Origin of the sequence: Chryseobacterium sp. OV279, from assembly GCF_900128945.1 — a bacterium.
Classification (GTDB): Bacteria; Bacteroidota; Bacteroidia; order Flavobacteriales; family Weeksellaceae; genus Chryseobacterium.
In genome coordinates this window covers 961,721-984,065 of record NZ_FQUD01000001.1, presented here as the reverse complement: position 1 = coordinate 984,065, position 22,345 = coordinate 961,721, and the positions used below count along the sequence as shown (strand labels likewise).

Sequence of the window (22,345 nt, the reverse complement as noted above, 5' to 3'; positions counted from 1 at the left end):
CTGTTCTCTGTCAGTTTTTCTTACTTAATACTCAATATATAAATGATCAGCAGCACAATACCCGATGCGATCAATATTAAATTTGTACTTCTGTTCTTATTATTTTTGGTAAAAAAGCCCGCTATAATCTCTATTAAAAGCCATAAACACCATAAAACAATCCAGCAGAGATTTAAAACCAGATCCATCGGAAGAGACATTCCGCTGTTTCCTCCTATGGACTGTACCGGATGAAACCATGAATCCCAGTGATCATAGACATAGATCAGGACAAATCCCAATAATAAAATTCCTACTCGTACTGCCAGATGTTTATTCATATAACTACGCTTTATGAATTACCCTTTCTCTATCTGAGGTAGGATCCATTCCTATACCTTCTCTTCTTGCAGACCAGTGCAGGTATTTATTTCTGAGGGTTCTCAGATCATCCTGCTCTTTCATTTCTTTCTGATAGTCGGCATATTTCTGTTCCGGTATAGAAGCTCCACCATAAGCGGTCTCAACCTCTTTATATCTTTTAAAGACATATTGCTTTCCATCTGCCATGGCATAAGGTCTCAAACGGTCTTTCACTCTTAAAAGCAACTGATCCCCTGAAATGGAATACGTTTCATCGGTAAGTTTTTTTATTTTGAGCGGAACTGTTTTTTCAACGCCGTACTCCGCCATAAAATGTAAGGGAATATAGCTGTAAGTTTTTTTCAGAAGTTTACGTTCTCCTCTTAACGACAGATAAAATCCTGGGGTAATGGTAAGCTCTTCTTCCGTATACCAGGAATCATTGATTAGTTGCTGTCTTAATGTTTTTAATTTTGTACTGGTGGTCCATGAGGTTTCCACTTCTTCCCAGACTTCAGGTCCCTCTTCATAAGCTCCGCCTACATCACAGTGTACACCGGGGAATATTTTTTCTGTTCCTATGCTTACATTGGTAAGGTCAAAGTTTTCTCTGTGTTCATTTTCAGCGACAAAATGGATAATCGTTTGTGCTCTTCCGATATCATCCAGCCCCAGTTCTGCCACATCATTGTGGAAATTTGGCTTTGGAGAAAAGTTCTTGGAATAGGACGAAACCGTGTCGTAAATCCCCAAAAATCTCACCTTCAGTATACCTACTTCAATTCCGGCTTCCTGCAGTTTCAGACCCAGATGCCCCCATTTTGGAAGATCCTCGCCTTCTACTCCGGTTCCGTCACTGTCCGAATGGGAAGTAACGGTCACGCCTTCATAAGAAACAGTTGTGGTTTTAGCTTTATATTTTGATTTTCCTATTTCATGTACGAAATTCCGGGCAGCAGCAGCACCACGGCTGAAACCGAAAACATCAAAAGTAAGTACGGCAATCTTATCGGCTTTTTTCGAGCTTTTAATATTCTTTACTTTTTTCACGATCTCTTCGCAGCCTTTTCGGACTTTTCCGCGGATTCCGGTATCTCCTGTTCCGAAGGCATATCCAAGCATAGAATCTTCCTCCTTATCTTCCGTTCCGATTCCTTCTATATAAATTCCGAAATTTTTATCGTAATTATCCCATAAACGCGCTACATTACTCCAGTCGTTATTATAACTGTTGTTGTCACTGGGTTTCCCTCCGTTTTTCTTGTAGTCGGCCGTTTTATCCCTTCTTTCGATGGTATTGGTCTTGTTGTTCAAAGTTCCGTCAAAAAACACCCCAAGAGTAATATCTAACACTTCCTCTTTGGATATTTCCGGTGTATAATCTCCAAATTTATTATTGTGCATGGTTTTATTTTAATTTTTATTGACAGATTTTAACAGGTACAGAAATTCTTTTCACTGTTGCTTCTTACTCTATTTTACGGGAAAATCTGACCTTCGAATTTTTGATTGGCAGTTCTTCCTTTTCGTTCTTTAATGATAAACTCGCGCCTGTATTATCCACATTCACTTTGATGATAAGATCTATATTTTTTTCTTTTCCAAGCTGATGGAAGAGTTCGAAGATTTCTCTTTCATCAAAAGCATCCACCCATACGGCGTATCTGTTTTTATTTTTATCTCTCCAGTAAAAACCGCAGAATTTCGGAACTGCACGATTTTTATAGGTATCACTTTTCAGACTTTCTCCGAAAAGATTTTCCTGCTCCCCATTATAGTTATTAAATCCGAAATCGATCCATTCACTTCCTTCCGGCAGGATTACTGTGGGTTTCCAGTTAAATTTTTCTCTGTACGCTTTATAGATATCCGGAGCGGGATAGCCTTCTTTTTCTATTTTAGCTCTGGTTTCAGGTTTAAATGTTTCATAGGAAGGGTCTTTAAGCATTCTTTCTGCAAAGCCTTCTTTCAGCATATATTTGGCGTTATCGTATGCTTTTTCCTGAGTAATAATGGTATCATGCGCCTGAAAAACACCGACTTCTTTCTGGTTTCCCGGACCGTTGATCCAAAGAACGACTTTTCCTTTTGGAGCAAGTCCAACAATAAAATTGGTGTAGGTCGTTTGTTTACCATTATCCTGATCGATAAATCCTTTTTCAAAAAGTCCTTTGATCTTCTCTTTATCCAGGTCCCATTTTCCGGTATAAAATGTATTTTCCACCAGAGAATACCAGGTAAATTCCAGCTTATTGGGAATATCCATCTGGCGGGTTTCTACGCTCATGGTTCCGCCTTCATTTCCCCAGCCTGTATTTTGGGTTCCCCAGATGGCATCAAAGCTGTAGGTGAAATCATCTGCAATGATGCCTCCTTTATAAACTTCCATAGGATATTCCATGGGTGCCGAAACGGTGCCTAGCCAGCTGTATTTTTGTTCCATTTTTTTATTTTGACAATTGATGAGTGAGAAACTACCTGCAATAAAAAGAATCAGAATTCTTAATTTACTTGTTCCCATGAGACATTATTTTCTTATTGCTTGCCAAAACAAGGTTGTTCTTCTGTGCTTCCACATTGATCTTCTGCGCAATTTTTTCAACCTTCTTGCCTACATTCAGATGGTACGTGTCATTGACCTTGATCTGTATATTTTTAGCTGTTTTGATGATCGCCATATCAGAAAAGTTTTGATTTTTCAGCACTGTTGAATTCTACAATCTTGCCACTCTGCATCGTCATATTTTCAAGCTCGCTGAACATAGATATTTCTCCGGCTATCTCATTGGACGTCTCAGACTGTCTTTTGAATTCTTTTTCTACCATCTCCGTTCTCGTATCCGAAGATTCACGGATGTCACCTGTAGCAGTCTGTACGATATCTTTTCCGGCGGTTGAAATAATGCTGTTATTGGCTGAACTGTTGATGCCTTCTCCCGCACTGATCGAAATTTCTTTTCCGGCGGTGATATTGATATTATCTCCTGCATTCAGTGTAAAGTTTTTAGGAGCTTTCATGCTGATATTGCCTGCACCATCCATAAAATAGATATTTCCGCTGGGATCCATGATCTTTACGCTACCTTCTTCGTCATTCATCAGAATTCTGATTCCGCTTCGTGTCTGGATAGATTTCAGGTGATTATTAATCCCGCCTCCTAAAGCGATTCCTCCATGAAACATTCCTCCCATAACGAAAGGTCTGTCGGGATGGCTGTGAACAAAATTCACCATCACCTGATCTCCCACTTCGGGAATGGCTACATAACCCCTGTTCTGCGATATCTGATCTGTTCCTCCCGCATCAGGGCTCATCATTCTGATAAAATGGGTGGTATCGCTGGTCTGCCAGTCAAACTGCACCTGTATTCTTCCCTGTCCTTCCGGATCCGTATTGGAAATAACGATGGCTGTTTGTGGTTCAGCTTTAGGAATCTTGTATTCCGGTCTTGGAAGAAATCCTGTATCTGCTGCTATTCCTGCAAAGCTTCCTTTGTAATGACCTATTGTATCAATTTCATGTTCAGCTTCCGTGATCATAATTCTTGTAAAATAAGATGTCTCATTGGAATCCTGTTTACGCATCTGAACATCGGCCACACATCCCGGATGAAGGAATGGAACCGTAGTATTCCCTGAAATAGAGAAAACATTGACCGCCTCACTTCCTGAAGCACTTTTCTGTGAATATTCCACATCAAGATGAGTGGATGCTTTGATAGGCGCTATCTGAAGCGCAGGAGTTTTGTAAATGCTGTTATTGTGATCGTAAGCTGTTTTTGCTATATCACTTACATGCTGGATCGGTGTAGAGCCTGAAGTAAGTTTTTCATGCTTGTTGCTGTTGTATCCGTAATATTGGGGTTTGGTGTGTACTGCTTTCAGTTCAACCTTGATATCGTTCGCACTGCTTCCGTAGGTCAGGGTGATAGGTTTGTTCTGAGGCGGAAGTTTCCCGAAATGCAGGACTTCACCATCATAAAAAAACTGTTCGCCATATGCTTCGGCCATTCTTGCCAGATAATTGTAGTGGGTTTCGTCGTATTGGCTGCTGTAGATGATCTGGGAAAAATTATTGGCATCGATTCTGATATCAAAACGTCCCCTATCGATTCCCTGTTTGATCACTTCTTCGGCAATGATTCCCATATTGACAGGCTGGTTTCCTCCAAAACTCTGAATATGGGCGGCTCCGTCCAGCAGAATAGTAGGACTGCATCCGGTAAGCACAATGTTTCCAAGACTCATTTTTTCCTGGCTGAATGCCACTCCGGTGATGATTCCCACAAAGGTTCGTTCCGGGCTGTTCTCTATATCTTTATAGGAAATAACTGCCGTAAGACGTTTTCCTAGAAATTTATTGGCATCTTCCAGTGAGTGGGTCTGGCGGTCTCCCAAAGTATCGTGCGCCAGAGTCAGCGTAAATTCGTGGTGACGCTGGGTACTCTGCTTCAGTTTAAAATGCTTATAAAATTTGATAATTTTTCCTTCTATGACTAAGGAAAGCTTTACCAGACGGTTGATGCCGGTATGATGATTCTCGGATACCCCATCTGCATTCTGTGCCGGGCGAAAAGCTGCACCCTTTGGTTGTTCTGGTGTAGTAGACATATTTTATAAAGTGATTTGTGTTAAAATGTGTATATTATTCATCCAAACGGGAATTTTTGAAAATAAACAAAGATTCCTGGCCAGAAAATAGCGTTCACAACAGGTAAAAAAAGACCGTCTTGAGGGACAGTCTCTTTATATTTTTTACTACTCGGGACCTAGCTTAACGGCCAGAATCCTTCGTAAAGTGAATTTCCGTAAGAAATAGTTTCTGCACTTATGACAAAGCTTACCAGCATACTATTGCTGTCTACGGCATCAAAATCCATTTCATGTTGAATGACGTATCCGTTTTCCCATTTCAGGGTAATCAATGTTCCTTCTTCATGAGATTTATTGAATGTAATTTCACCGTTTGTAGGCTTGTATTTCCCATTCAGTAAGCTTTCCAGAATATCAGATTTTTCAGTTGCTTCTACAGTTACTTTGATCAAAGCATTTGACGGGTCAGACGCTACACGTCCTGAAACATCAGTAGATCTTGATACGCTGTAATTAAGCTTTAACAACTTTTGTCCTTCACCTCCATTGAATTTTAAGATTCCTCTTGAATTTCCTGCCATATTCTTATATTTTAATCATTTACGATTATACTTTTCATAAAACTAGTCTAACAAAGATAGAGTTCATGCTCTAATTTAAAAAGTTTTTAGGGAAGAGATTTATATTTTGTAGTAATTCTACGACTTTTTTTCAGACCTCTTCATTGCCTATCAAAAAATATTGTCCCATTTTGATCTTTCATTTATCAGTGGGCATGCAGATAAAAATGTTTGTAATAGTACGATACGATCATAATAACAAGATTGACACCCACCATGATCATCAGAATATTTCCGTACTTCCTTTTTTTATCTGCAAAACTCAGGCCTAATGTAAACAGAAACAAGAGTAATGTATAAACGGCCGGATACAGATGAAAAGCTTCTGAAAACTTGCCTTCAAATACAAGCACAATAGCTCTCTGGGCACCGCATCCCAGACATTCTATTCCCAGAAATTTCTTGCTGGGACAGGTTAGCATAAAGTCTTCAATATCCATCCGGAATGCTATGATGAAATTTTTGCTCTGGTATACTGATGTGGGAAGAAGCAGTCTTCTTTCATCTCAAATGATCCCTGCACAGCAATATAAGGGTTTCTCAGAATCTCTCTGGCTATAAAAATCAAGTCTGCCTCTCCTTTCTCAAGAATTTCTTCAGCTTGCTGCACTTGGGTGATCAATCCTACGGCTCCGGTTTTTACACCGGCTTCGTTTCTTACCTGAGATGAAAAAGGAACCTGATAGCCATTAAAAACAGGTATTTTGGCTCCGTGAATATTTCCTCCGCTTGAAACATCTACAAGATCTACGGAATGTTCTTTTAAAATCTTAGCCAGTTCAACACTATCATTAATATTCCATCCGTTGTCAGCATATTCGGTGCCGGAAATCCTTACAAAAAGAGCGACATTATCATTCAGTTCTTCATTCACAGCGTCTACAATTTCCAAAAGAAAACGGATCCTGTTTTCAAAACTTCCTCCATATTCATCTGTCCGGATGTTGGAAAGCGGTGATAAAAACTGATGAACCAGATACCCGTGAGCTCCATGAATTTCTATAAGATCAAAGCCTGCTTTTACGGCTCTTTTGGCTGCTTCTTTAAAATTTGCAATCTGCTCTTTAATTTCTTCAACGGTAAGAACGTGTGGAATTCTTTCGGAAGGGTGATATGGAATAGCACTCGGTGCAATGGTCTCCCAACCTTCCTCAAGCGGGATCTGCAGATTGTTCCAGGTGGAACCTTTTCTTCCGGCATGAGCAAGCTGTATTCCTATCTTACTTTCTGACCTTGTGTGAACAAAATCAACGATTTTTCCGAGTTCTGCTGCCTGCTGATCATTCCAGATTCCCATACAGTGATTGGTAATTCTTCCGCGCGGTTCTACTCCGGTGGCCTCAACCATAATTAATCCTGTTCCGCCCTGAGATCTGCTTCCATAATGCACAAAATGGAAATCATTAGCCAGGCCATTTTCACATGAGTACATACACATGGGAGACATTACCCATCTGTTTTTTAGCTCTATATTTCTGAATTGTATTGGTGTATATAGCATTTGATTTTTTTGAATTTCAATTTAATGATGGATAAAAAAAACATTGTCCACCTGATGAAAAAGAAGTAAATTTAGCCCCCCTTTTTAGCCTGACTAATATATGAAAAAAGACATACAGATCAGTTACGAGCACTTTAAAAATAGCAGTGAACTGAACGATATAGAAAAAACTCTTTTTAAAAGAGCAATCCAGGCCCGTGAAAATGCCTATGCGCCTTATTCCAACTTCCTGGTAGGATGTGCCGTTTTACTTGAAAACGGTGAGATTTACTCCGGAAATAATCAAGAGAATGCAGCCTATCCATCAGGATTGTGCGCAGAAAGAACGACTCTTTTCTGGGTAGCCGCCAACTTTCCGGATATGAAAGTGAAGAAGATCTTCGTGGTAGGCGGTCCAAAGGAATTTCATGAGAAAAACCCACCGATTCCACCTTGCGGAGCCTGCCGACAAAGCTTAATAGAATACGAAACCAAGCAGAATGAAGACATCGATCTTTATTTTTCAAGCATGAATGATGAAGTGGTGAAAGTGCATTCCATCAAGGATCTGCTGCCGTTTTATTTTGATTCTACGTTTTTGTAGAGGAATCAAGAGTCAAGAACCAAGAACCAAGAGACAAGAATCTAGATTTTGAATATGAAAGCCTGGATTTTTGTCAATGGTGAATTTTGCTGCGCAAGTCAATCGTGAATTTTAATGCTGTGTCCTTACCAACCATGATTTACTTTTTACATTCTGGTATTTCTTTTGAAACCTGAGGTCAATGGTGAATTTTGCTGCGCAAATCAATCGTGAATTTTAATGCTGTATAGTTATGGCTATCATTGACGATTCACTTGCGAAGCAAAATTGACCATTCACCATTCACTATTCACTTTTAGTTTTTTTTCAATTTCGCAGCACTGTGTTCATTAGTGATCATTTATATATTTAAAAAATTTCTTTACGAAGCAAAATTCACCATTCAACATTCACTTTTCTGCCTTTTTGTGCAATAGATTTAAAAGGTTATCTTTGCAAAAATTTTGGTTTCCAGCGTATTGGAAATAATAGGGAATTGGGTGAAACGCCCAAGCTGTCCCCGCAACTGTAAATCGCAATAAGAGTTTCTGCAAAAAACCACTGTTCATACGGGAAGGTGCAGAAAGCGAAAGTCAGGAGACCTGCCAAAATACTAACTAAAAAACACATTACTTTCGGAGGAAAAGTAAAATAGTATGGATATAAAAAGATCTTTATTACTTCTTTGTTCGTCTTACGGCAGCTTTCTTTTCGGACAGGAGAAGGCCCTTGACACTATTTATATTTTCGACAGCCAGATGAGCAAGGTGAAACTGTTTCATCCGGTTCGTACCATTACTCAAAAAGACATCGAGAAAAACTCAACCAATCTTTCTGAACTTTTACGTTATCAATCTTCTATTTATATTAAAGAAAACGGACGTGGTGCTGTTTCTTCGCCATCTTTTCGTGGAACCACTGCACAGCAGACTGCTTTTGTATGGAACGGAATCAACATCAATTCCAGTTTTTTAGGACAGGGAGATGTCAATAATATTCCACTGTTCGGATATGATCAGATCGACGTCAAAGCTGGCGGAGGAAGTGTTGTTTACGGAAGCGGAGCGATAGGTGGAAGTATTCATTTAAACAATGTTTTAGATTTTAATAGAGGTTTTAAAGGTTCTGTTTTCTCGGAAGTGGCTTCTTTTGATACCTATAATAATTTTGCACAGGCTTCTTTCAGCAATGAAAAGTTAAGTGTAAAGGTTTCCGGAAGTTATTTAACGAGTAAAAATGATTATAAAGTCCCTGAATTTGTTGTAGGAACAACCCCGTTTGATAATATCAACGGAAGGTATTACAATACTTCAGTCAATTTTGGGGTTTCTTATAAAATTGCTGACCATCAGACTATTTCGTGGCAAAATCAGATCTTTGATGCTTCACAGCACTATCCTATTTTTGAGGATAATGGAAATAGAACAAAATATAATGCACAAACTCTGAGAAGTCTGATTGCATGGGATGTCCAAAAAAGCACGCTGTCTAACAGCTTAAAAGTAGCCTACACAGAAGATAATTTCCAGTATTTTTCAGATATTAATCAGCCTAAAGCAAGTGGCGCAGAGGGAAAGAATTACATCTTTAAAAATGATTTCAATTATTTCATCACGCCAAAGATTAATATCAATGCTATCGGAGAATTTCAGGTCAATAAAGGCGAAGGCTATAAATCCGGAATCGGAAGCATCAGCAGAAATGTAGGTTCTTTAGCTGGATTGATCAGATATTTCGCGACTAAAGATCTTCGTTTTGAAGCAGGAATTAAGAAAGATTTTGTAGAAGATATTTCTTCTCCTCTTCTGTATTCTTTTTCAGGAAAATGGAATGCTACACCATGGTATCACGCCGGGATCAATTTTTCCAGAAACTTTAGATTTCCGTCATTTAATGATCTGTACTGGCAGCCGGGAGGGAATCTGGATTTACTTCCAGAAACTTCCACCAATATTGATATGAACCATGAGTTCAGTATGGGAGATTTTAAAATTACATTAAGTCCTTACTACATGGACATCAAAAATCTCATTAGCTGGCTTCCGACATCCTTTGGATATTGGGCACCAGTAAATACGTACAGAGTTCAATCTTATGGTCTGGAATCACAGATTACCTGGAACAAAACGTTTGGAAAACATTCTTTGAAACTGGATGCGGGCTATACTTACACCAAATCTATTAATAAAGAGACTCAGATGCAGATGATGTATGTTCCGACTCACAAAGCTGTCGGGAATATAGAGTATGGATATTCTTTCCTTAAGCTGTATGCTCAGGGGCTATTCAACGGTCTTACCTATACCAGTAGCAACGAACAAAGATCCACAGCTATTGATCCTTATTTTACTTTAAATACAGGAATCTCTGCAACAGTCTTCAAAAAATACACTGTAGGATTTAAAGTGAACAATCTTACCAACGAGGTTTATCAGACGGTATCTCTCTATCCGATGCCGAAGAGGAATTACAGTGTTTACGCAACAATCAATTTTTAAACTTAAAATATTATGAAACTGAACAAACTTCTACATTTTCTTTTTGCTTTTACGCTTCTTTTAGGCATCGTGTCTTGTAGCAATGATAATAATGATGAGCAGGAAGTATTCTATGGCAATGGTTTTTTAATCGCTAATGAAGGTACTTTCGGAAAACCTGAAGGAGACGTAACTTTTGTAAGTGCAGACTTAAATCTTAAACAGGACAATATTTTCTCACTTAATAATGGTGGGGCTAAATTGGGTGATGTTTTACAGATGATTGCTTTCAAAGGTGAAAACGCTTATCTGCTATTGAATAACTCCAACAGAATCCAAATCGTAAACCGTTTTAATTTTAAAGCTGCAGGTGAAATTAAAGCAGAACTTAATGTTCCCCGCTACATGGCTTTTGCGAACAACAACATCTATGTAACGAATGATAAATATCTAGGGGATAAATTTGTAAGTATTTATAAAGCTTCAGACTTTTCTTTCATCAAAAAGATTACTTTCACGGATGCTGCTGAGAGAATCGTGGAAGCGGGAAATAATATTTTCGTACAGAATGCTTCATTCGGTTTTGGAAATAAAATCACTTACATCAATACTTCTACCAACGATATACAGTCTACGATCACATTACCGAACGGAAACATCAATAAAATTATTTCCAACAATCAAAATGTGTATGCTATTGCCGCTGGAACTACAGATTCTTATATCTATCAGATCTCAAGTACAGGTAACATTACAAAAACTACGACTTTGACAGGTATTGCCAATGGAACAAACCTTGAAATTTCGAATGGTAAATTTTATTTCTCTTCAGGGAAAAATGTGTATGCCATGGATATGACTGCTACTACAGCGCCTACATCTCCTCTGTTTACCGTAGCAAACAGTGTAGATAATTTCTCTGCTCTGTATGGATTCAGTGTGATCAATGACAAAATTTTCACTTCGGATTCCAATGGATTTACCCAAGCCAGCAAAATTGTAGTGTATTCTACTTCAGGAACTATCATCAGATCATTCACTGCAGGTATAGGTTCAAATTCAGTTTACGCAAACTAAGATATTAATACTTCGGTATTATCTATAAATTTTTATTTTTTTTCATCATTTGTGTTTTTTATCAGGCCGCTTCTTCGAAGCGGCCTGATTTTGTTTTGTAGCATAAAAAAAGCTTCGGCGGGACTTTGTCCCGCCGAAGCTTAATTATTTAGTTTTAATTTAATTGTATTTCAATCCCAGCTTTTCCGCCTCAGCAATCACAAACTTTTCAGCTTCTTCCTTGTCATTAAGTATCTCACCTTCCAGAATAGCTTCTTTCACTTTCTCCTTCAGAATTCCTATTTCTTTTCCGGGTTTAAGATTAAACATCTGCATAATCTCTTCTCCGGTAATGGGTGGCTGGAAATTACGTACCTGATCCTTCTCTTCCACTTCCTTGATCTTCACCGCAACATATTCAAAATTCTTTTTGAACCGTTCCTGCTTTTTGGAATTTTTGGTGGTAATATCTGCTTTACAAAGTGTAAAAAGATCTTCCAGATTTTCACCGGCATCGAATAAAAGCCTTCTCAGTGCAGAGTCTGAAGCATCATCCGTGATCAGGGCAATTGGACGTGAGGAAAGCTTTACCATTTTCTGAACATATTTCATATCGCTTCCCAGCGGCTGTTTCAGTCTGTGGAAAAGGGTTTTCACCATTTTTGAGCCTAAAAACTCATGACCATGGAAAGTCCATCCCGTTCCTTCCACGAATTTTTTGGTTGGCGCTTTACCCACATCATGCAGCAATGCCGACCAACGCAGCCAGAGGTTGTCTGTATTTTCAGAAATATTGTCTACGACTTCCAATGTGTGGTAGAAATTATCTTTGTGAGTCTGCCCTTCTACTTCTTCTACTCCTTTCAGCTCGATCAGCTCAGGAATGATCAGTTTCAGAAGACCTGTTGCCTCCATTAATCCCAAGCCTACAGATGGTTTTTTGGACATCATGATCTTGTTGAATTCCACCATGATTCTTTCCATAGAAACGATATTAATCCTTTCTGCTTCCTGTTTAATGGCGTTCAGAGATTTCTCTTCAATCACAAAATTCAAGGTAGATGCAAAACGAACCGCTCTCATCATCCTCAACGGATCATCAGAATAGGTTTGGGCTGGCTCCAAAGGTGTTCTTAAAATACCTTTTTCAAGATCTTCAACCCCATTAAAAGGGTCTATAAGCTCACCGAAGTTAGCCTTATTTAAAGAAATCGCCATTGCATTGATGGTAAAATCTCTTCTCTTCTGATCATCTTCCAGTGTTCCGCCTTCTACTTCGGGCTTGCGGCTGTTCTCTGTATAACTTTCTTTTCTGGCACCTACAAATTCCAACTCAAGATCTTTATATTTGATCATGGCCGTTCCGTAGGTTTTGAAAACAGAAACTTTTAACTTGGGATCAATATCTTTTGCTACAGTCTGGGCAAGCTCAATACCGCTCTGTTCTGTCACAAAATCAATATCCGTGGATGCTGTTCTTTTCATCAGAAGATCACGGACATAACCACCGACGATGTATACGGACTGGTTATTTTTTTCCGCAGCATCAGCAATGATTTTGAATAGTTTTAAGTTTTTATTTTGGGTAAGATTAATTTTCATCGTTAATAAATAGATCGTCTTTTTTCTGTCAATGTATCTTTTCCATTAATCATAATGGGCATACATTGTATTAATTTTTCCTTCATCATCAAAAAAACAGGACTTTCACATCATGTTTATCCATTTTCCAGTTGAAGAATGCAAAGATAGAAATTAAAAAAAAGAAATCCTGCCGATATACATTGACAAGATTTTAAAATGAAGGAATTATTATAGAATTTTATTCACGAAGAACCTTAATTCTATTGTCACTCCATATCTTAATCACCGAAGATCCTGAATATTTTGAAACTTTCTCTCTGTCTTCTTCTACCGCATAATCTACCAGTTTAATCATTTCCGGTGAAATATCCGAAAACTTCAACGGACTTTTATCACCACTGAAATTGGCCGAAGTAGAAACCAAAGGTCTGTTTAGTTTGGTGATCAGTTTTTTACAGAAATCCGTTTTTATCAGTCTGATACCAATGCTTCCGTCTTCAGCAAGTAATTCTTTCGGAAGTCCGCGGGGATTTTCATATACAATAGTAACTGGTTTTTCGCTAAGGTCAATGATTTCCCATGCCATTTCCGGAACATCCACCAAATCCTGAAGCCTCTTTTGAGACTCTACCAGAATGATCATTGATTTGTTTTTCTCCCTTTTTTTGATGTCAAAAATTTTATTGACCGCTTCTATATTGGTAGCATCACAACCTATACCCCAGATCGTATCTGTAGGATAAAGAATCGTTCCGCCGGATTTGAGTATTTCAACAATATTTTCCATAATTTAAAAGGTATTAAAACCCGTGGATAAAGGTAAAAAAACGGAAAGGTTCAGCCAAAAAATATGGGCTAAATGTTTGGTTTGGGTAATTTTTTTAGGTTTTGGCTAAAGCCGTGTTGGTGTGATTTCCATAAAAAAACGGGCTAAAGCCCGTTCCTATTGAATGTTTTTTGGTTCATTACAATTCATTAAAGAATGCACTGAAATAGCTTTTTTTAGTCTTTATTTTTGTTTGATTCAAGATTTTCGTGAGTTCTCTTTTTTCAAAATGCTGAGAAAACAAAACCGGAAAGTTAGCTCTTGCTCCTTCTTGTATTAACGTGTATAAAATTTCGTTGTCTTTAAAAAATACCATTGTAGTCCGTTCATATACCTTTAAACGAAAACCATCAGTAGGTTCATTAAGTAGTATGAGGTTACCGGACCATTGGGAAATCCTGAAATTGTATTTTTTCCCATATTCAATAATTCTCTTTTTGGCTTCTTCTTTATGAATACTAAATTTTATTTTTTTTAATTTTTTCTCTGAGAATTTACAGTATAAAACATATAAAGAAAATGCGATTACACCAGTCACGATAATATATTCTAATTTATTTTTTGAAAACGACTCTAATTCTGAAAAGCAAACGATCATTTCAAATATAAATACTACAAAGAAAAAATTAACCAAAAATGTATCTAATCTTTCATTCCAGCTTCCTTCAAAAACCAGTTTTTTTGATTCAATACTTTTATTGATGTCTAAATTTTTTAATGTTCTCATTGTATAGTCGGCTAAAGCCTTATTTGACTTCCTATCATTGAAAAAACGGGCTAAAGCCCGTTCCTATTGAATATTTTTTCTTTCGTTACGATTCATTAAAGCACAAAAATTCTCTATATCCACCGTCTTAGCTCTACACACCTATTTCACCCCTGGCAAATACCTCTCTTTAATAATGCTTAAATGATGATAATTGTGTCCTACAATCAGTTTCCCGATTGTTTCCACAGCGAGTTTATTGCCGTTGGCGATACCTGTATTATTCAAAACACCGGGTTCAAGGGTTTCGATGAGGATTTGTGAAGACTTTCTTACAAGTTTATACTCTTCCAACAGGGATTCTAATGATCTGTTATTCGCAAAAGAAGCCGCAGCATATTCTTCTTCATCAAAGCCCGGCAATTGAGCTTTATCTCCTCTAGCAAAGGCCAGAATTCTGTATTGGAATATTCTTTCGGTATCAGATAAGTGGAGTAAAAGTTCTTTCAGTGTCCATTTTCCGTCTGCATAGGCAAAAAGGGACTGTCCTTCTGTAAGGGCTGCGTATATTTCTACGGTTTTATCTCCCGATATTTTTAATTCTCCGATCCAGTCCTCTGAAGGGATCTGATCCAGATATCTTTGTACGTATTTTTGAAAATCAGACATGGGTTTTTAGTTATAAGTGATGAGTGATGAGTGATGAGTAATCAGTAATGATCAATGAGTAATATTTCAAATGGAATTCACAATTGACCATTCAAGATTGACCTTCTTAATTTTCCTTGTTCGTCCATTCATAGAAATTAACAGAGTCGTAGAGTTCAAAGCCGCAGGCGGGATATAGCTGGTTTCCGACATCGTTACTTTTTCCTGTTTCCAATAGAACTCCGCAAGCATTTGATGATCTGCTCAGGTCTTTGGCTTCTTCGATCAGTTCTTTGGAATAGCCTTTTCCTCTGTAATTTTCATTGACATAGAGGTCGTTCAATAGCCAGTATCTCTGCATTCTTGTGGATGAAAATATCGGATACAACTGGACAAAGCCTGTCAGTGTACCATCTTCTTCTGCCACAAAAATTTCAGAATCTTTGTGCTCTATTCTTTCTCTGAGAAAATGTTCAGCTGCCGGAATATCAGATTCTTTATGATAAAAAATCCTGTATTGGTCGAATAATTCGGCCAACTGACTGATATCTTCAAAGGTTGCTTTTCTTGTGTTTTTCATATGGTTATAAATGATGATCGTAGCTCAATACCCTTTTCATCTTCCATTGCTTATCTTCCTGAATCCACAAAATAGTAAATTTCGCCCGGCTTCCCTGGTTCCATTTTCCATCTGAAAATTCGAAGAAATCATGTTCTCCTTCTTCTATGAAAGCGTATAGAACATTATTGTTGTACAAAGGATAGACTTTCATGCTGTTGGGCACCAGATCACGCTTTACTTTATTTCGGTTACCACAGATATTATTTTTAATGGAAGCTGTAAAAGCGGGCTCACCGGAAGTGATTCCTCCTTTATCATGGTAAAACTCCAGGTCTTTACTGACTATAGATTTATAATGAGAAAGATCACATTTATTAAATCCTATATCAAATATCAAACTGTCCAGCTTTTTGGCCGTTTTATACAGTTCATCGGTAGTTTTTACCTGCGAGTATACAATCTGACTGACAAAACTTAAGATCAAAAAAAATTGAATCTTTCTCATTATATTTTATTTTAAGGGGTTAAGAAAAAGCTTTCTCAAGATCTGCGATAAGATCTTCTGCATCTTCGATACCCACGCTTAAACGAACTAAGTCGTCTGTAATCCCAAGTTCCTCACGTTTATCGGCAGGAATGGAAGCGTGTGTCATCAATGCAGGGTGATTGGCTAAAGATTCTACGCCTCCTAAAGATTCAGCCAGAGTGAAGACTCTTACTTTCTCAAGGAATTTTACAGCATCTTCTTTTTTCCCGGATTTGAAAGTGAAGGAAACCATTCCTCCTGATTCTTTCATTTGAGATTTAGCTAATTCGTACTGAGGGTGAGATTCCAATCCCGGGTAAATAACTTTATCCACTGCAGGATGCGTTTCAAGGTATTTCGCTACAGCAAGTCCGTTATCTGAGTGACGCTGCATTCTTAATGCTAATGTTTTGATTCCTCTTAAAACAAGATAAGAATCGTGAGGTCCTAAAATACCACCACTCGCAAACTGAATAAAATGAAGTTTTTCTCCCAGTTCAGCATCTTTTGCGATCAAGGCTCCGGCGATAACATCTGAATGTCCTCCCAAATATTTTGTAGCCGAGTGCATCACGATGTCTGCTCCCAGATCAATAGGTCTCTGGATGTACGGTGTTGCGAAAGTATTGTCTACAGCAACCAGGATATCTTTTCCTTTTGCCATTTCCACTACCGCTTTGATGTCTACCAGTTTCATCAGAGGATTGGTAGGCGTTTCTACCCAGATCAGTTTTGTTTTATCTGTAATTACATCAGCAATTTTCGAAACATCATCGAAATTCACGAACGTAAATTTAAGCTGATATTTTTCAAAAAGTCTTGTAAACATTCTGTAAGTTCCCCCGTAAAGGTCATCTACCGCTACTACCTCATCACCGGGATTCAGTAATTTCAAAACACAGTCGATGGCAGCCAGTCCTGAACCGAAAGCAAGACCTCTTGCTCCATTCTCAATACTTGCCAAAGAGTCTTCCAATGCCTGTCTTGTAGGATTGGCAGCTCTTGAATATTCATATCCGGAATGCACTCCCGGGCTTTTCTGTGCGAATGTAGAAGTTAAAAATACAGGAACATTTACAGAACCTGTTGCAGACTCATGATGCTGCCCTCCGTGAATTACTTTTGTATTAAAATTCATAATATTTTTATTTTTTATAAGCCTCCCATGAAAAAATCAAGGCTCTTTGAAACGTTATCGGATTTTCTTTTCACTTCCAGCTTTCCGTTAAAGGCATAAGCCAGAACTTCAATATCTTCGGGAACTTTATCGGGAACAGTTGTGGTAAAAGAAGCCAGATATTCACTGTTTTCATATTGATCCTTACCTGTTTCTTTCAGTTCCTCAAATTTTCCGTTGATTTTGAGAATTATTTTTTTCAGGGAATCATCTATATAAGCAATATCCGAGCCGTTTCCTTTAATGAAATCATCCATTGTGGGAACAAGCTCCATGATAGATTCACCTTCCATATCGTGGGGATGAAGGCTTCCCTTTAACATCGCAGCAGGAATTTCTTTTTCCTTGAATAAAGCAATGTCCATAGCACTGTTTTCGGAAACTTTCTCCGTTCCGGAAACTTCTTTATTTTCAGAAGCCGGAAGTTTTTCCGCCGTTGCAGCAGAATACGGTGTTTGGGTTTCTTTGAGTTCAGTTTTTTTACTGCATGCGGCCAACAATACCGCTGTACTGATGAGTAAAAGTGCTTTTTTCATATAATTTTGTGATTGGTGTGGAGTTTTGCTATACTGACCTGATGGCTGATTTAATAGCAAATTCATCTGCTATCTGCTCAAGCCATTCTGCTACATCCTCTTCTCCGGTAGCTCTCTGGTACGTATTCCCTAAAGATACCAAAATCTGGTGAATGAACATCTTCATCTGATCTACCGGCATTTCTTTGGTCCAAAGATCGATTCTTAAAGCTTCCATTGTTTTATCATCCCAAACAGAGATCATCGTCGCTTTCGTTTCCTCTTTTTCCACACCGCCGTCCTGAGCGTTCCATGTTATACTTTCAGGAATGTGGTTCTCATCCAACTCTACATCTATTGTAATCTGAGTTTTTCTCATATCAATCTAAAATTTTTCCGCAAAGTTAATACTTCTTAAGCTTATCTAAAATTTCTACGAAGTTATCTTCATCAGGAAATGGTGTATTAAAATTAAAAATCTTCCCATCCGGATCTATAATGATAAATCTTGGAATAGACTGTATCCTGTATTTGTTCATAAACTGCTCTGCATTCGTTAGCCAGAACTGGGGAACATTGGATTTTTTGGTCTTCAGATAATTCTGCCATTTGGATTTATCCTGATCCAGACTTATTGAAATAAACTGAATATTATCATAATATCTGTACTGATAACTTCTGGTCTCAAATACAGGACGGATCTGCTTACAAGGCCCGCACCACGTTGCCCAGAAATCAATTACCACATATTTTCCTTTATATTTTGAAAGCTGATTCTTTTTATCCTGATCATTCAGCAGCACAAGATCCGGAAATACGGAACCTTTCTGAGATCTGTTGATCTGATCAATCTTGGAATACAGCATTCCTTTATAATCTTTATCGTTTACTTTTTCAATTTCAGCAGCAAAAAGTTTATTTCTCGCCAGACTGTCTGTCTGCAGTTCAATGGCTTTTGCAAGGTGTTTAGCCATCAGCTGGTCTTTGGAAATTCCTTTAGGCATCTGATCGATCTTTACAAACAGAATGCTGTCCGAATTGGAAGCCTGGTCTTTATCTGAAAGCAATTGGTCCAATTTATACTGAAGATAATTATCATTCTTGCTCAAAAGAGGTCCCGGCTTCTGAATATTTTCATTAAGTTCCTTCGTAAAAGACACAGGAGCCGCAAATTTCGGATCGTTCCAGGAGGTCATTTTTCTGTAATTATTGATCTCGTTCAGGTATTCGATGGCCATCAACTGTCTTCTGTATGTTTTATAATCTTCTGAAAGGGCATTGTTTTCAGGATCGGCAAATACATTTAAAATCCTTTTGTTGTCTTTCCAGTCAGATTCTGCCAGTTCATAAAACTTCTGTGGATCATTATTATAATTCTGCTTTTCAAGAGCATATCTAAATTCATAACCAAAAGAGTTTTCCGTATTTTTATATACCTGATCAGCCTTCCGGTTGGATTTTACATAAGATACCATATTCGCTCCGTTAAGTTGAATCTCAAAATCAAACCAATCGCCGCTGCCCATCACAATATCCAGTTTTTTATTGCCGACTTCCAGTACATATTCATCTAACGGAAGCGTTTTTGTGGTCACCCAATTGAACATATTATTTTTAACTGCCGCAGCTCCGATCTTTTTGTGGAAATCCTTTGAATAGATTCGCACAGAATCAATTTTAAGATCCGTTTCCAGTTTTCCTTTAATCACAACACCGGCTCCGTCACTTTGATAGGATTTTGGTTTTTGGAACATATAAAGAAATCCTGCAGCAATGATCAGCGAGACGGCTGAAAATATCATCTGCTTTTTACTTTTTAAGAATGCATTTTTAAATCCTTTTTTACTGTACCAGAAATATCCTAATGCAAGAAAGACTACCATCCAGAAAAGACTCATGTATTCTGAATAGGAAATAAAATGATTAAGATTTCTCACTTCCGGCGCTTTCCAGAAAGCATATAGCGAGCTGTAAGGGTTGAAGAAATAAGACTGTTTTTGTACCACCGACGTAATATTGGAAGCCAGCCCAAGCATACCGATCAGGAACGACCAGATAAATCCCTGGAATACCACGGAAACACATAGCTGTAAAGCCGCAATTCCTAAAATCGTCACACCCACCCTCACAAAAGTCTGGATCATCCAAACCGCATCGAAAGTCAATAGTTTAGCCGGATCCGGATGGATATAGTAATCCGCAAGTACTAAAACAATATTAAACCCGAAGTAGGAAACCACACAGATAAAACTCAGCAGCAGTAAAATAATATATTTGGAAAAATAAAGATCAAATCTGCTTACCGGCTGCGTTTCCATCAGTTGCCAGCCATTATTTTTATGATCGGTCTGAGCTATTCTGTTGGCGGCAATAATGACAAACAGAAGCATAATGAAAAAGGTAAAAGATTTAATAACATCTCCTCCTATTGCATCTTCAAAAATGGAATACGGAAGATCTCCTTCCTTTACTATATGTGATTTGAAAAAACCGGGCACAAAGCCTATCAGAGGAATCAAAGCTCCTAAAACAATAGCAATGTAAGTCAGTCCCAGACCTTTAGTTTTCAGCCATTCTACATTGATGGCGGTGAATAATTTTTTCATCTGTGTTTTAGTTTTTAGTTATTTCCATGAACCAGTCTTCCAGACCTGCACTGTTTTTAATTTCGAAAATTTCAGCATCAATGAGGATCAGCTTTTTGATAAGTGAAGCAATGTTCTCCTTAGACTCAGCTGTAATTTCAATGGTGGACGAGTCAATTATTTTAGGCGAATAACTTTCCGGAATCTGCTCTATAAATTGTGATGCATTGTTCAGACCAATTCTGATGTGGTCATATCTGTAAAGTTCGTTCAGATCTTTTATGCTTCCTGTAAAACGGATTTCCCCATGAGAAATAATCGCCAGATGGGTAATCATTTTTTCGATTTCCTGAAGCAGGTGGCTCGAAATAAATATAGTGACGCCTTCTTCCCTATTAAGCTTGATCAGCAGTTCACGCATTTCCAGCATTCCGTTCGGATCAAGACCGTTCACCGGTTCATCAAGAATCAGCAGTTCAGGTTTTCCCAGAAGAGTCATCGCGATGGAAAGTCGCTGTTTCATTCCCAGAGAATATCTTTTCATCTTCATGTGTCTGCTTTCCCAAAGATCTACAAGATGAAGAACTCTTTCACATTCGGATTCCGGCAAATTTCTGAGTCTGGAAATTATAAGAAGATTTTCCCATCCTGAAAGATGGTCATAGAATGCAGCAGTATCTATAAGGCTCCCGATCTTATGGAATCCATCGGGATAAAGTTCTGCTAAGTTTTTATCAAATATTTTAATGGCTCCGGCTTCGTCAGGAATACTGCCGATCAGCATTTTCATCGTGGTAGATTTTCCGGCCCCATTGGCACCCAGAAATCCGAAAATACTTCCTTTCGGAACGGAGAGATTTATATTTTTAAGGACAGGCTTATTCCTGGAAAATTCAAAATTTAAGTCTTGTATCTGGATTATATTTCCCATAAATGTGTATTTCGTTGGAAACAAAAATACAAATTAAATAGTAATATGCAATACAAAGTAGTGTGTTTTTAAAAATTATTTAAAAAAAAAGCCTCCAAACTGATTTGAAGGCTGTTATTTATTTTAAGGCTTAAGGTTTCTTAGGCTTATACACCGCTTCATTGAAGATTTTGGTGGCATCGAGCTTTAAGAATTCCTGCAGTTTCGTTTCCGGTTTCTGTCTGAAATAAGCTTTACAAATCTGCCATCCGGTAAAAATTCCGATCATAGGGGAAGACTCATTATCAATTTCCGTATAAAACTTTGAAAAAGGTCCGGGAGAAATGAAACGCTCTACCAGTCTTGGATCATCTCCGAAAATCAGGTTGCTTTCCACAAAATAATTCCAGATATTGGACTCATTGGCTACTGCCCACTCGTACTGCTTCTTCGTGTAATTCATTTTCAGATAATCCGGCGTATCAGGAAGGAAAGCATCCTGTAACATCATGATTTTTCCGTTCAGAATCACCCTGTCTATGAATTTCTGGTGATCCGGAGATTCCGTCACAATACTTTCAGCAAAGATCTGTGAAACTTTCGGAACGATATTCTGAGGATTCATTGATTTCTGAAAATACAACTCCAATCCTTTGTAATTGGCATTACCATCACCCATAAACCCGGTAATATCTATGAACAGAAGATTTCCTTTTGAATCATAAAAAATAGGATCCTGAACCATCTGTAATGCAGATGAAAACAGGTAAACCTTCGGGCTTTTGAACTGTGGAAAATAATATTTCATGTGAGCAAACAGATCCTGAAGTCCTTTCTGAATCTTTGCTTCATCTATTTTTCCGGCGGCTTCTTTATAGATTTTGATCTCTTCTGCATCTGCTCTTCTTTTGCTGAAGTCGGCATCAGAAACCGTTCCCTGGAACCATGGAAACTTAGCTTTAAACTGGTCCAGAGGAATATCCTGGTTGTAAAACTCTTTGGAAATATCAGTCACTTCCAGTTTTTCTGCAGGTTCTTTTACTTCTACTTTCCATTGGTTTTCGGGTTCTTTTTTACAGGAGTCCAAAGCAAGAACTAAAATAGACGAAACGGCAATAATTCTAAAAATCTTCATTATTTTTACATGAAATTTAA

General features: G+C 38.0%; 23 protein-coding genes and 1 riboswitch. Of the genes, 3 read left to right on the top strand and 20 right to left on the bottom strand.

Annotated features, from left to right (window positions below; all coding sequences use genetic code 11):
- Window positions 1–20: 20 nt before the first annotated feature.
- The 8 genes from BUA72_RS24175 to namA all read right to left on the bottom strand — a co-directional run bounded on the left by BUA72_RS24175 (window position 21) and on the right by namA (window position 7,056).
- Window positions 21–320, bottom strand: coding sequence for a hypothetical protein (locus tag BUA72_RS24175; protein WP_139259509.1), 300 nt, complete (start codon window positions 318–320; stop codon window positions 21–23).
- Between the two features lie 4 nt (window positions 321–324).
- Window positions 325–1,746 carry a T6SS phospholipase effector Tle1-like catalytic domain-containing protein gene (locus BUA72_RS04450; protein WP_072921946.1) on the bottom strand — a complete coding sequence of 474 codons (1,422 nt, stop codon included), beginning with the start codon at window positions 1,744–1,746 and terminating at the stop codon, window positions 325–327.
- Window positions 1,747–1,810: 64 nt separating this feature from the next.
- Entirely contained in the window at window positions 1,811–2,785 is a 975-nt protein-coding gene (locus BUA72_RS04445) for a DUF2931 family protein (protein WP_228407836.1), read from the bottom strand.
- 64 nt (window positions 2,786–2,849) lie between these two features.
- Entirely contained in the window at window positions 2,850–3,020 is a 171-nt protein-coding gene (locus tag BUA72_RS24365) for a hypothetical protein (RefSeq protein WP_156122705.1), read from the bottom strand.
- Window position 3,021: 1 nt separating this feature from the next.
- Window positions 3,022–4,953 (bottom strand): type VI secretion system Vgr family protein, encoded by a 1,932-nt coding sequence (locus BUA72_RS04440; protein WP_072921944.1) that lies wholly within the window; start codon window positions 4,951–4,953, stop codon window positions 3,022–3,024.
- 158 nt (window positions 4,954–5,111) lie between these two features.
- The gene (gene tssD / locus BUA72_RS04435; RefSeq protein WP_034728721.1) at window positions 5,112–5,516 is read right to left on the bottom strand and encodes a type VI secretion system tube protein TssD; all 405 of its coding nucleotides are present in this window, start codon (window positions 5,514–5,516) and stop codon (window positions 5,112–5,114) included.
- A gap of 185 nt (window positions 5,517–5,701) precedes the next feature.
- The gene (locus BUA72_RS04430; RefSeq protein ID WP_072921943.1) at window positions 5,702–5,995 is read right to left on the bottom strand and encodes a DUF2752 domain-containing protein; all 294 of its coding nucleotides are present in this window, start codon (window positions 5,993–5,995) and stop codon (window positions 5,702–5,704) included.
- Window positions 5,996–6,003: 8 nt separating this feature from the next.
- A complete protein-coding gene (namA, locus tag BUA72_RS04425) occupies window positions 6,004–7,056 on the bottom strand; it encodes an NADPH dehydrogenase NamA (protein ID WP_072921942.1) in 1,053 nt (350 codons plus the stop codon).
- Between the two features lie 100 nt (window positions 7,057–7,156).
- Here namA and BUA72_RS04420 point away from each other — a divergent pair, with 100 nt between their 5' ends.
- From BUA72_RS04420 to BUA72_RS04410, 3 genes are all read left to right on the top strand, one after another.
- Window positions 7,157–7,639, top strand: a complete 483-nt coding sequence (locus BUA72_RS04420) for a cytidine deaminase (RefSeq protein ID WP_034728716.1) — start codon at window positions 7,157–7,159, stop codon at window positions 7,637–7,639.
- Between the two features lie 427 nt (window positions 7,640–8,066).
- A riboswitch (cobalamin riboswitch) is annotated at window positions 8,067–8,243 on the top strand.
- A 31-nt stretch (window positions 8,244–8,274) separates the two neighbouring features.
- Window positions 8,275–10,116 carry a TonB-dependent receptor plug domain-containing protein gene (locus BUA72_RS04415; RefSeq protein ID WP_072921941.1) on the top strand — a complete coding sequence of 614 codons (1,842 nt, stop codon included), beginning with the start codon at window positions 8,275–8,277 and terminating at the stop codon, window positions 10,114–10,116.
- Window positions 10,117–10,128: 12 nt separating this feature from the next.
- Entirely contained in the window at window positions 10,129–11,172 is a 1,044-nt protein-coding gene (locus BUA72_RS04410; RefSeq protein ID WP_072921940.1) for a YncE family protein, read from the top strand.
- Between the two features lie 159 nt (window positions 11,173–11,331).
- Here BUA72_RS04410 and BUA72_RS04405 read toward each other — a convergent pair whose 3' ends face one another.
- The 12 genes from BUA72_RS04405 to BUA72_RS04350 all read right to left on the bottom strand — a co-directional run bounded on the left by BUA72_RS04405 (window position 11,332) and on the right by BUA72_RS04350 (window position 22,325).
- On the bottom strand, window positions 11,332–12,753 hold the full coding sequence (locus BUA72_RS04405; RefSeq protein ID WP_072921939.1) for a CCA tRNA nucleotidyltransferase: 1,422 nt from the start codon (window positions 12,751–12,753) through the stop codon (window positions 11,332–11,334).
- 220 nt (window positions 12,754–12,973) lie between these two features.
- Entirely contained in the window at window positions 12,974–13,522 is a 549-nt protein-coding gene (locus tag BUA72_RS04400) for an L-threonylcarbamoyladenylate synthase (RefSeq protein ID WP_047449454.1), read from the bottom strand.
- Window positions 13,523–13,700: 178 nt separating this feature from the next.
- A complete protein-coding gene (locus BUA72_RS04395; protein WP_072921938.1) occupies window positions 13,701–14,288 on the bottom strand; it encodes a hypothetical protein in 588 nt (195 codons plus the stop codon).
- A 141-nt stretch (window positions 14,289–14,429) separates the two neighbouring features.
- The gene (locus tag BUA72_RS04390) at window positions 14,430–14,936 is read right to left on the bottom strand and encodes a DinB family protein (RefSeq protein ID WP_072921937.1); all 507 of its coding nucleotides are present in this window, start codon (window positions 14,934–14,936) and stop codon (window positions 14,430–14,432) included.
- A gap of 106 nt (window positions 14,937–15,042) precedes the next feature.
- Window positions 15,043–15,495: a GNAT family N-acetyltransferase gene (locus tag BUA72_RS04385; protein WP_072921936.1), complete on the bottom strand. Its 453-nt coding sequence runs from the start codon at window positions 15,493–15,495 to the stop codon at window positions 15,043–15,045.
- Between the two features lie 4 nt (window positions 15,496–15,499).
- Window positions 15,500–15,982, bottom strand: coding sequence for a nuclear transport factor 2 family protein (locus BUA72_RS04380; RefSeq protein ID WP_034730520.1), 483 nt, complete (start codon window positions 15,980–15,982; stop codon window positions 15,500–15,502).
- A 19-nt stretch (window positions 15,983–16,001) separates the two neighbouring features.
- The gene (locus BUA72_RS04375) at window positions 16,002–17,144 is read right to left on the bottom strand and encodes a cystathionine gamma-synthase (RefSeq protein ID WP_262484397.1); all 1,143 of its coding nucleotides are present in this window, start codon (window positions 17,142–17,144) and stop codon (window positions 16,002–16,004) included.
- Window positions 17,145–17,155: 11 nt separating this feature from the next.
- Window positions 17,156–17,716: a hypothetical protein gene (locus BUA72_RS04370; protein ID WP_072921934.1), complete on the bottom strand. Its 561-nt coding sequence runs from the start codon at window positions 17,714–17,716 to the stop codon at window positions 17,156–17,158.
- Window positions 17,717–17,744: 28 nt separating this feature from the next.
- Window positions 17,745–18,074 (bottom strand): gliding motility protein GldC, encoded by a 330-nt coding sequence (gene gldC / locus BUA72_RS04365; RefSeq protein WP_034730514.1) that lies wholly within the window; start codon window positions 18,072–18,074, stop codon window positions 17,745–17,747.
- A 25-nt stretch (window positions 18,075–18,099) separates the two neighbouring features.
- Entirely contained in the window at window positions 18,100–20,301 is a 2,202-nt protein-coding gene (locus BUA72_RS04360; protein WP_072921933.1) for a thioredoxin-like domain-containing protein, read from the bottom strand.
- A gap of 7 nt (window positions 20,302–20,308) precedes the next feature.
- A complete protein-coding gene (locus BUA72_RS04355; RefSeq protein ID WP_072921932.1) occupies window positions 20,309–21,211 on the bottom strand; it encodes an ABC transporter ATP-binding protein in 903 nt (300 codons plus the stop codon).
- A gap of 130 nt (window positions 21,212–21,341) precedes the next feature.
- The gene (locus BUA72_RS04350; RefSeq protein ID WP_083544116.1) at window positions 21,342–22,325 is read right to left on the bottom strand and encodes a gliding motility lipoprotein GldB; all 984 of its coding nucleotides are present in this window, start codon (window positions 22,323–22,325) and stop codon (window positions 21,342–21,344) included.
- Window positions 22,326–22,345 lie beyond the last annotated feature (20 nt).

What these genes read in the sequence shown, in the direction of transcription:
- BUA72_RS04405 (WP_072921939.1), bottom strand. Translation starts at nt 12,753, where the DNA reads ATGAAAATTAATCTTACCCAAAATAAAAACTTAAAACTATTCAAAATC.
- BUA72_RS04390 (WP_072921937.1), bottom strand. Translation starts at nt 14,936, where the DNA reads ATGTCTGATTTTCAAAAATACGTACAAAGATATCTGGATCAGATCCCT.
- BUA72_RS04440 (WP_072921944.1), bottom strand. Translation starts at nt 4,953, where the DNA reads ATGTCTACTACACCAGAACAACCAAAGGGTGCAGCTTTTCGCCCGGCA.
- BUA72_RS04400 (WP_047449454.1), bottom strand. Translation starts at nt 13,522, where the DNA reads ATGGAAAATATTGTTGAAATACTCAAATCCGGCGGAACGATTCTTTAT.
- BUA72_RS04450 (WP_072921946.1), bottom strand. Translation starts at nt 1,746, where the DNA reads ATGCACAATAATAAATTTGGAGATTATACACCGGAAATATCCAAAGAG.
- gldC (WP_034730514.1), bottom strand. Translation starts at nt 18,074, where the DNA reads ATGAGAAAAACTCAGATTACAATAGATGTAGAGTTGGATGAGAACCAC.
- BUA72_RS04360 (WP_072921933.1), bottom strand. Translation starts at nt 20,301, where the DNA reads ATGAAAAAATTATTCACCGCCATCAATGTAGAATGGCTGAAAACTAAA.
- BUA72_RS04395 (WP_072921938.1), bottom strand. Translation starts at nt 14,288, where the DNA reads ATGAGAACATTAAAAAATTTAGACATCAATAAAAGTATTGAATCAAAA.
- BUA72_RS04430 (WP_072921943.1), bottom strand. Translation starts at nt 5,995, where the DNA reads ATGGATATTGAAGACTTTATGCTAACCTGTCCCAGCAAGAAATTTCTG.
- BUA72_RS04445 (WP_228407836.1), bottom strand. Translation starts at nt 2,785, where the DNA reads ATGGAACAAAAATACAGCTGGCTAGGCACCGTTTCGGCACCCATGGAA.
- tssD (WP_034728721.1), bottom strand. Translation starts at nt 5,516, where the DNA reads ATGGCAGGAAATTCAAGAGGAATCTTAAAATTCAATGGAGGTGAAGGA.
- BUA72_RS24175 (WP_139259509.1), bottom strand. Translation starts at nt 320, where the DNA reads ATGAATAAACATCTGGCAGTACGAGTAGGAATTTTATTATTGGGATTT.
- BUA72_RS04385 (WP_072921936.1), bottom strand. Translation starts at nt 15,495, where the DNA reads ATGAAAAACACAAGAAAAGCAACCTTTGAAGATATCAGTCAGTTGGCC.
- BUA72_RS04350 (WP_083544116.1), bottom strand. Translation starts at nt 22,325, where the DNA reads ATGAAGATTTTTAGAATTATTGCCGTTTCGTCTATTTTAGTTCTTGCT.
- BUA72_RS04415 (WP_072921941.1), top strand. Translation starts at nt 8,275, where the DNA reads ATGGATATAAAAAGATCTTTATTACTTCTTTGTTCGTCTTACGGCAGC.
- namA (WP_072921942.1), bottom strand. Translation starts at nt 7,056, where the DNA reads ATGCTATATACACCAATACAATTCAGAAATATAGAGCTAAAAAACAGA.
- BUA72_RS04380 (WP_034730520.1), bottom strand. Translation starts at nt 15,982, where the DNA reads ATGAGAAAGATTCAATTTTTTTTGATCTTAAGTTTTGTCAGTCAGATT.
- BUA72_RS04370 (WP_072921934.1), bottom strand. Translation starts at nt 17,716, where the DNA reads ATGAAAAAAGCACTTTTACTCATCAGTACAGCGGTATTGTTGGCCGCA.
- BUA72_RS04420 (WP_034728716.1), top strand. Translation starts at nt 7,157, where the DNA reads ATGAAAAAAGACATACAGATCAGTTACGAGCACTTTAAAAATAGCAGT.
- BUA72_RS04410 (WP_072921940.1), top strand. Translation starts at nt 10,129, where the DNA reads ATGAAACTGAACAAACTTCTACATTTTCTTTTTGCTTTTACGCTTCTT.
- BUA72_RS04355 (WP_072921932.1), bottom strand. Translation starts at nt 21,211, where the DNA reads ATGGGAAATATAATCCAGATACAAGACTTAAATTTTGAATTTTCCAGG.
- BUA72_RS24365 (WP_156122705.1), bottom strand. Translation starts at nt 3,020, where the DNA reads ATGGCGATCATCAAAACAGCTAAAAATATACAGATCAAGGTCAATGAC.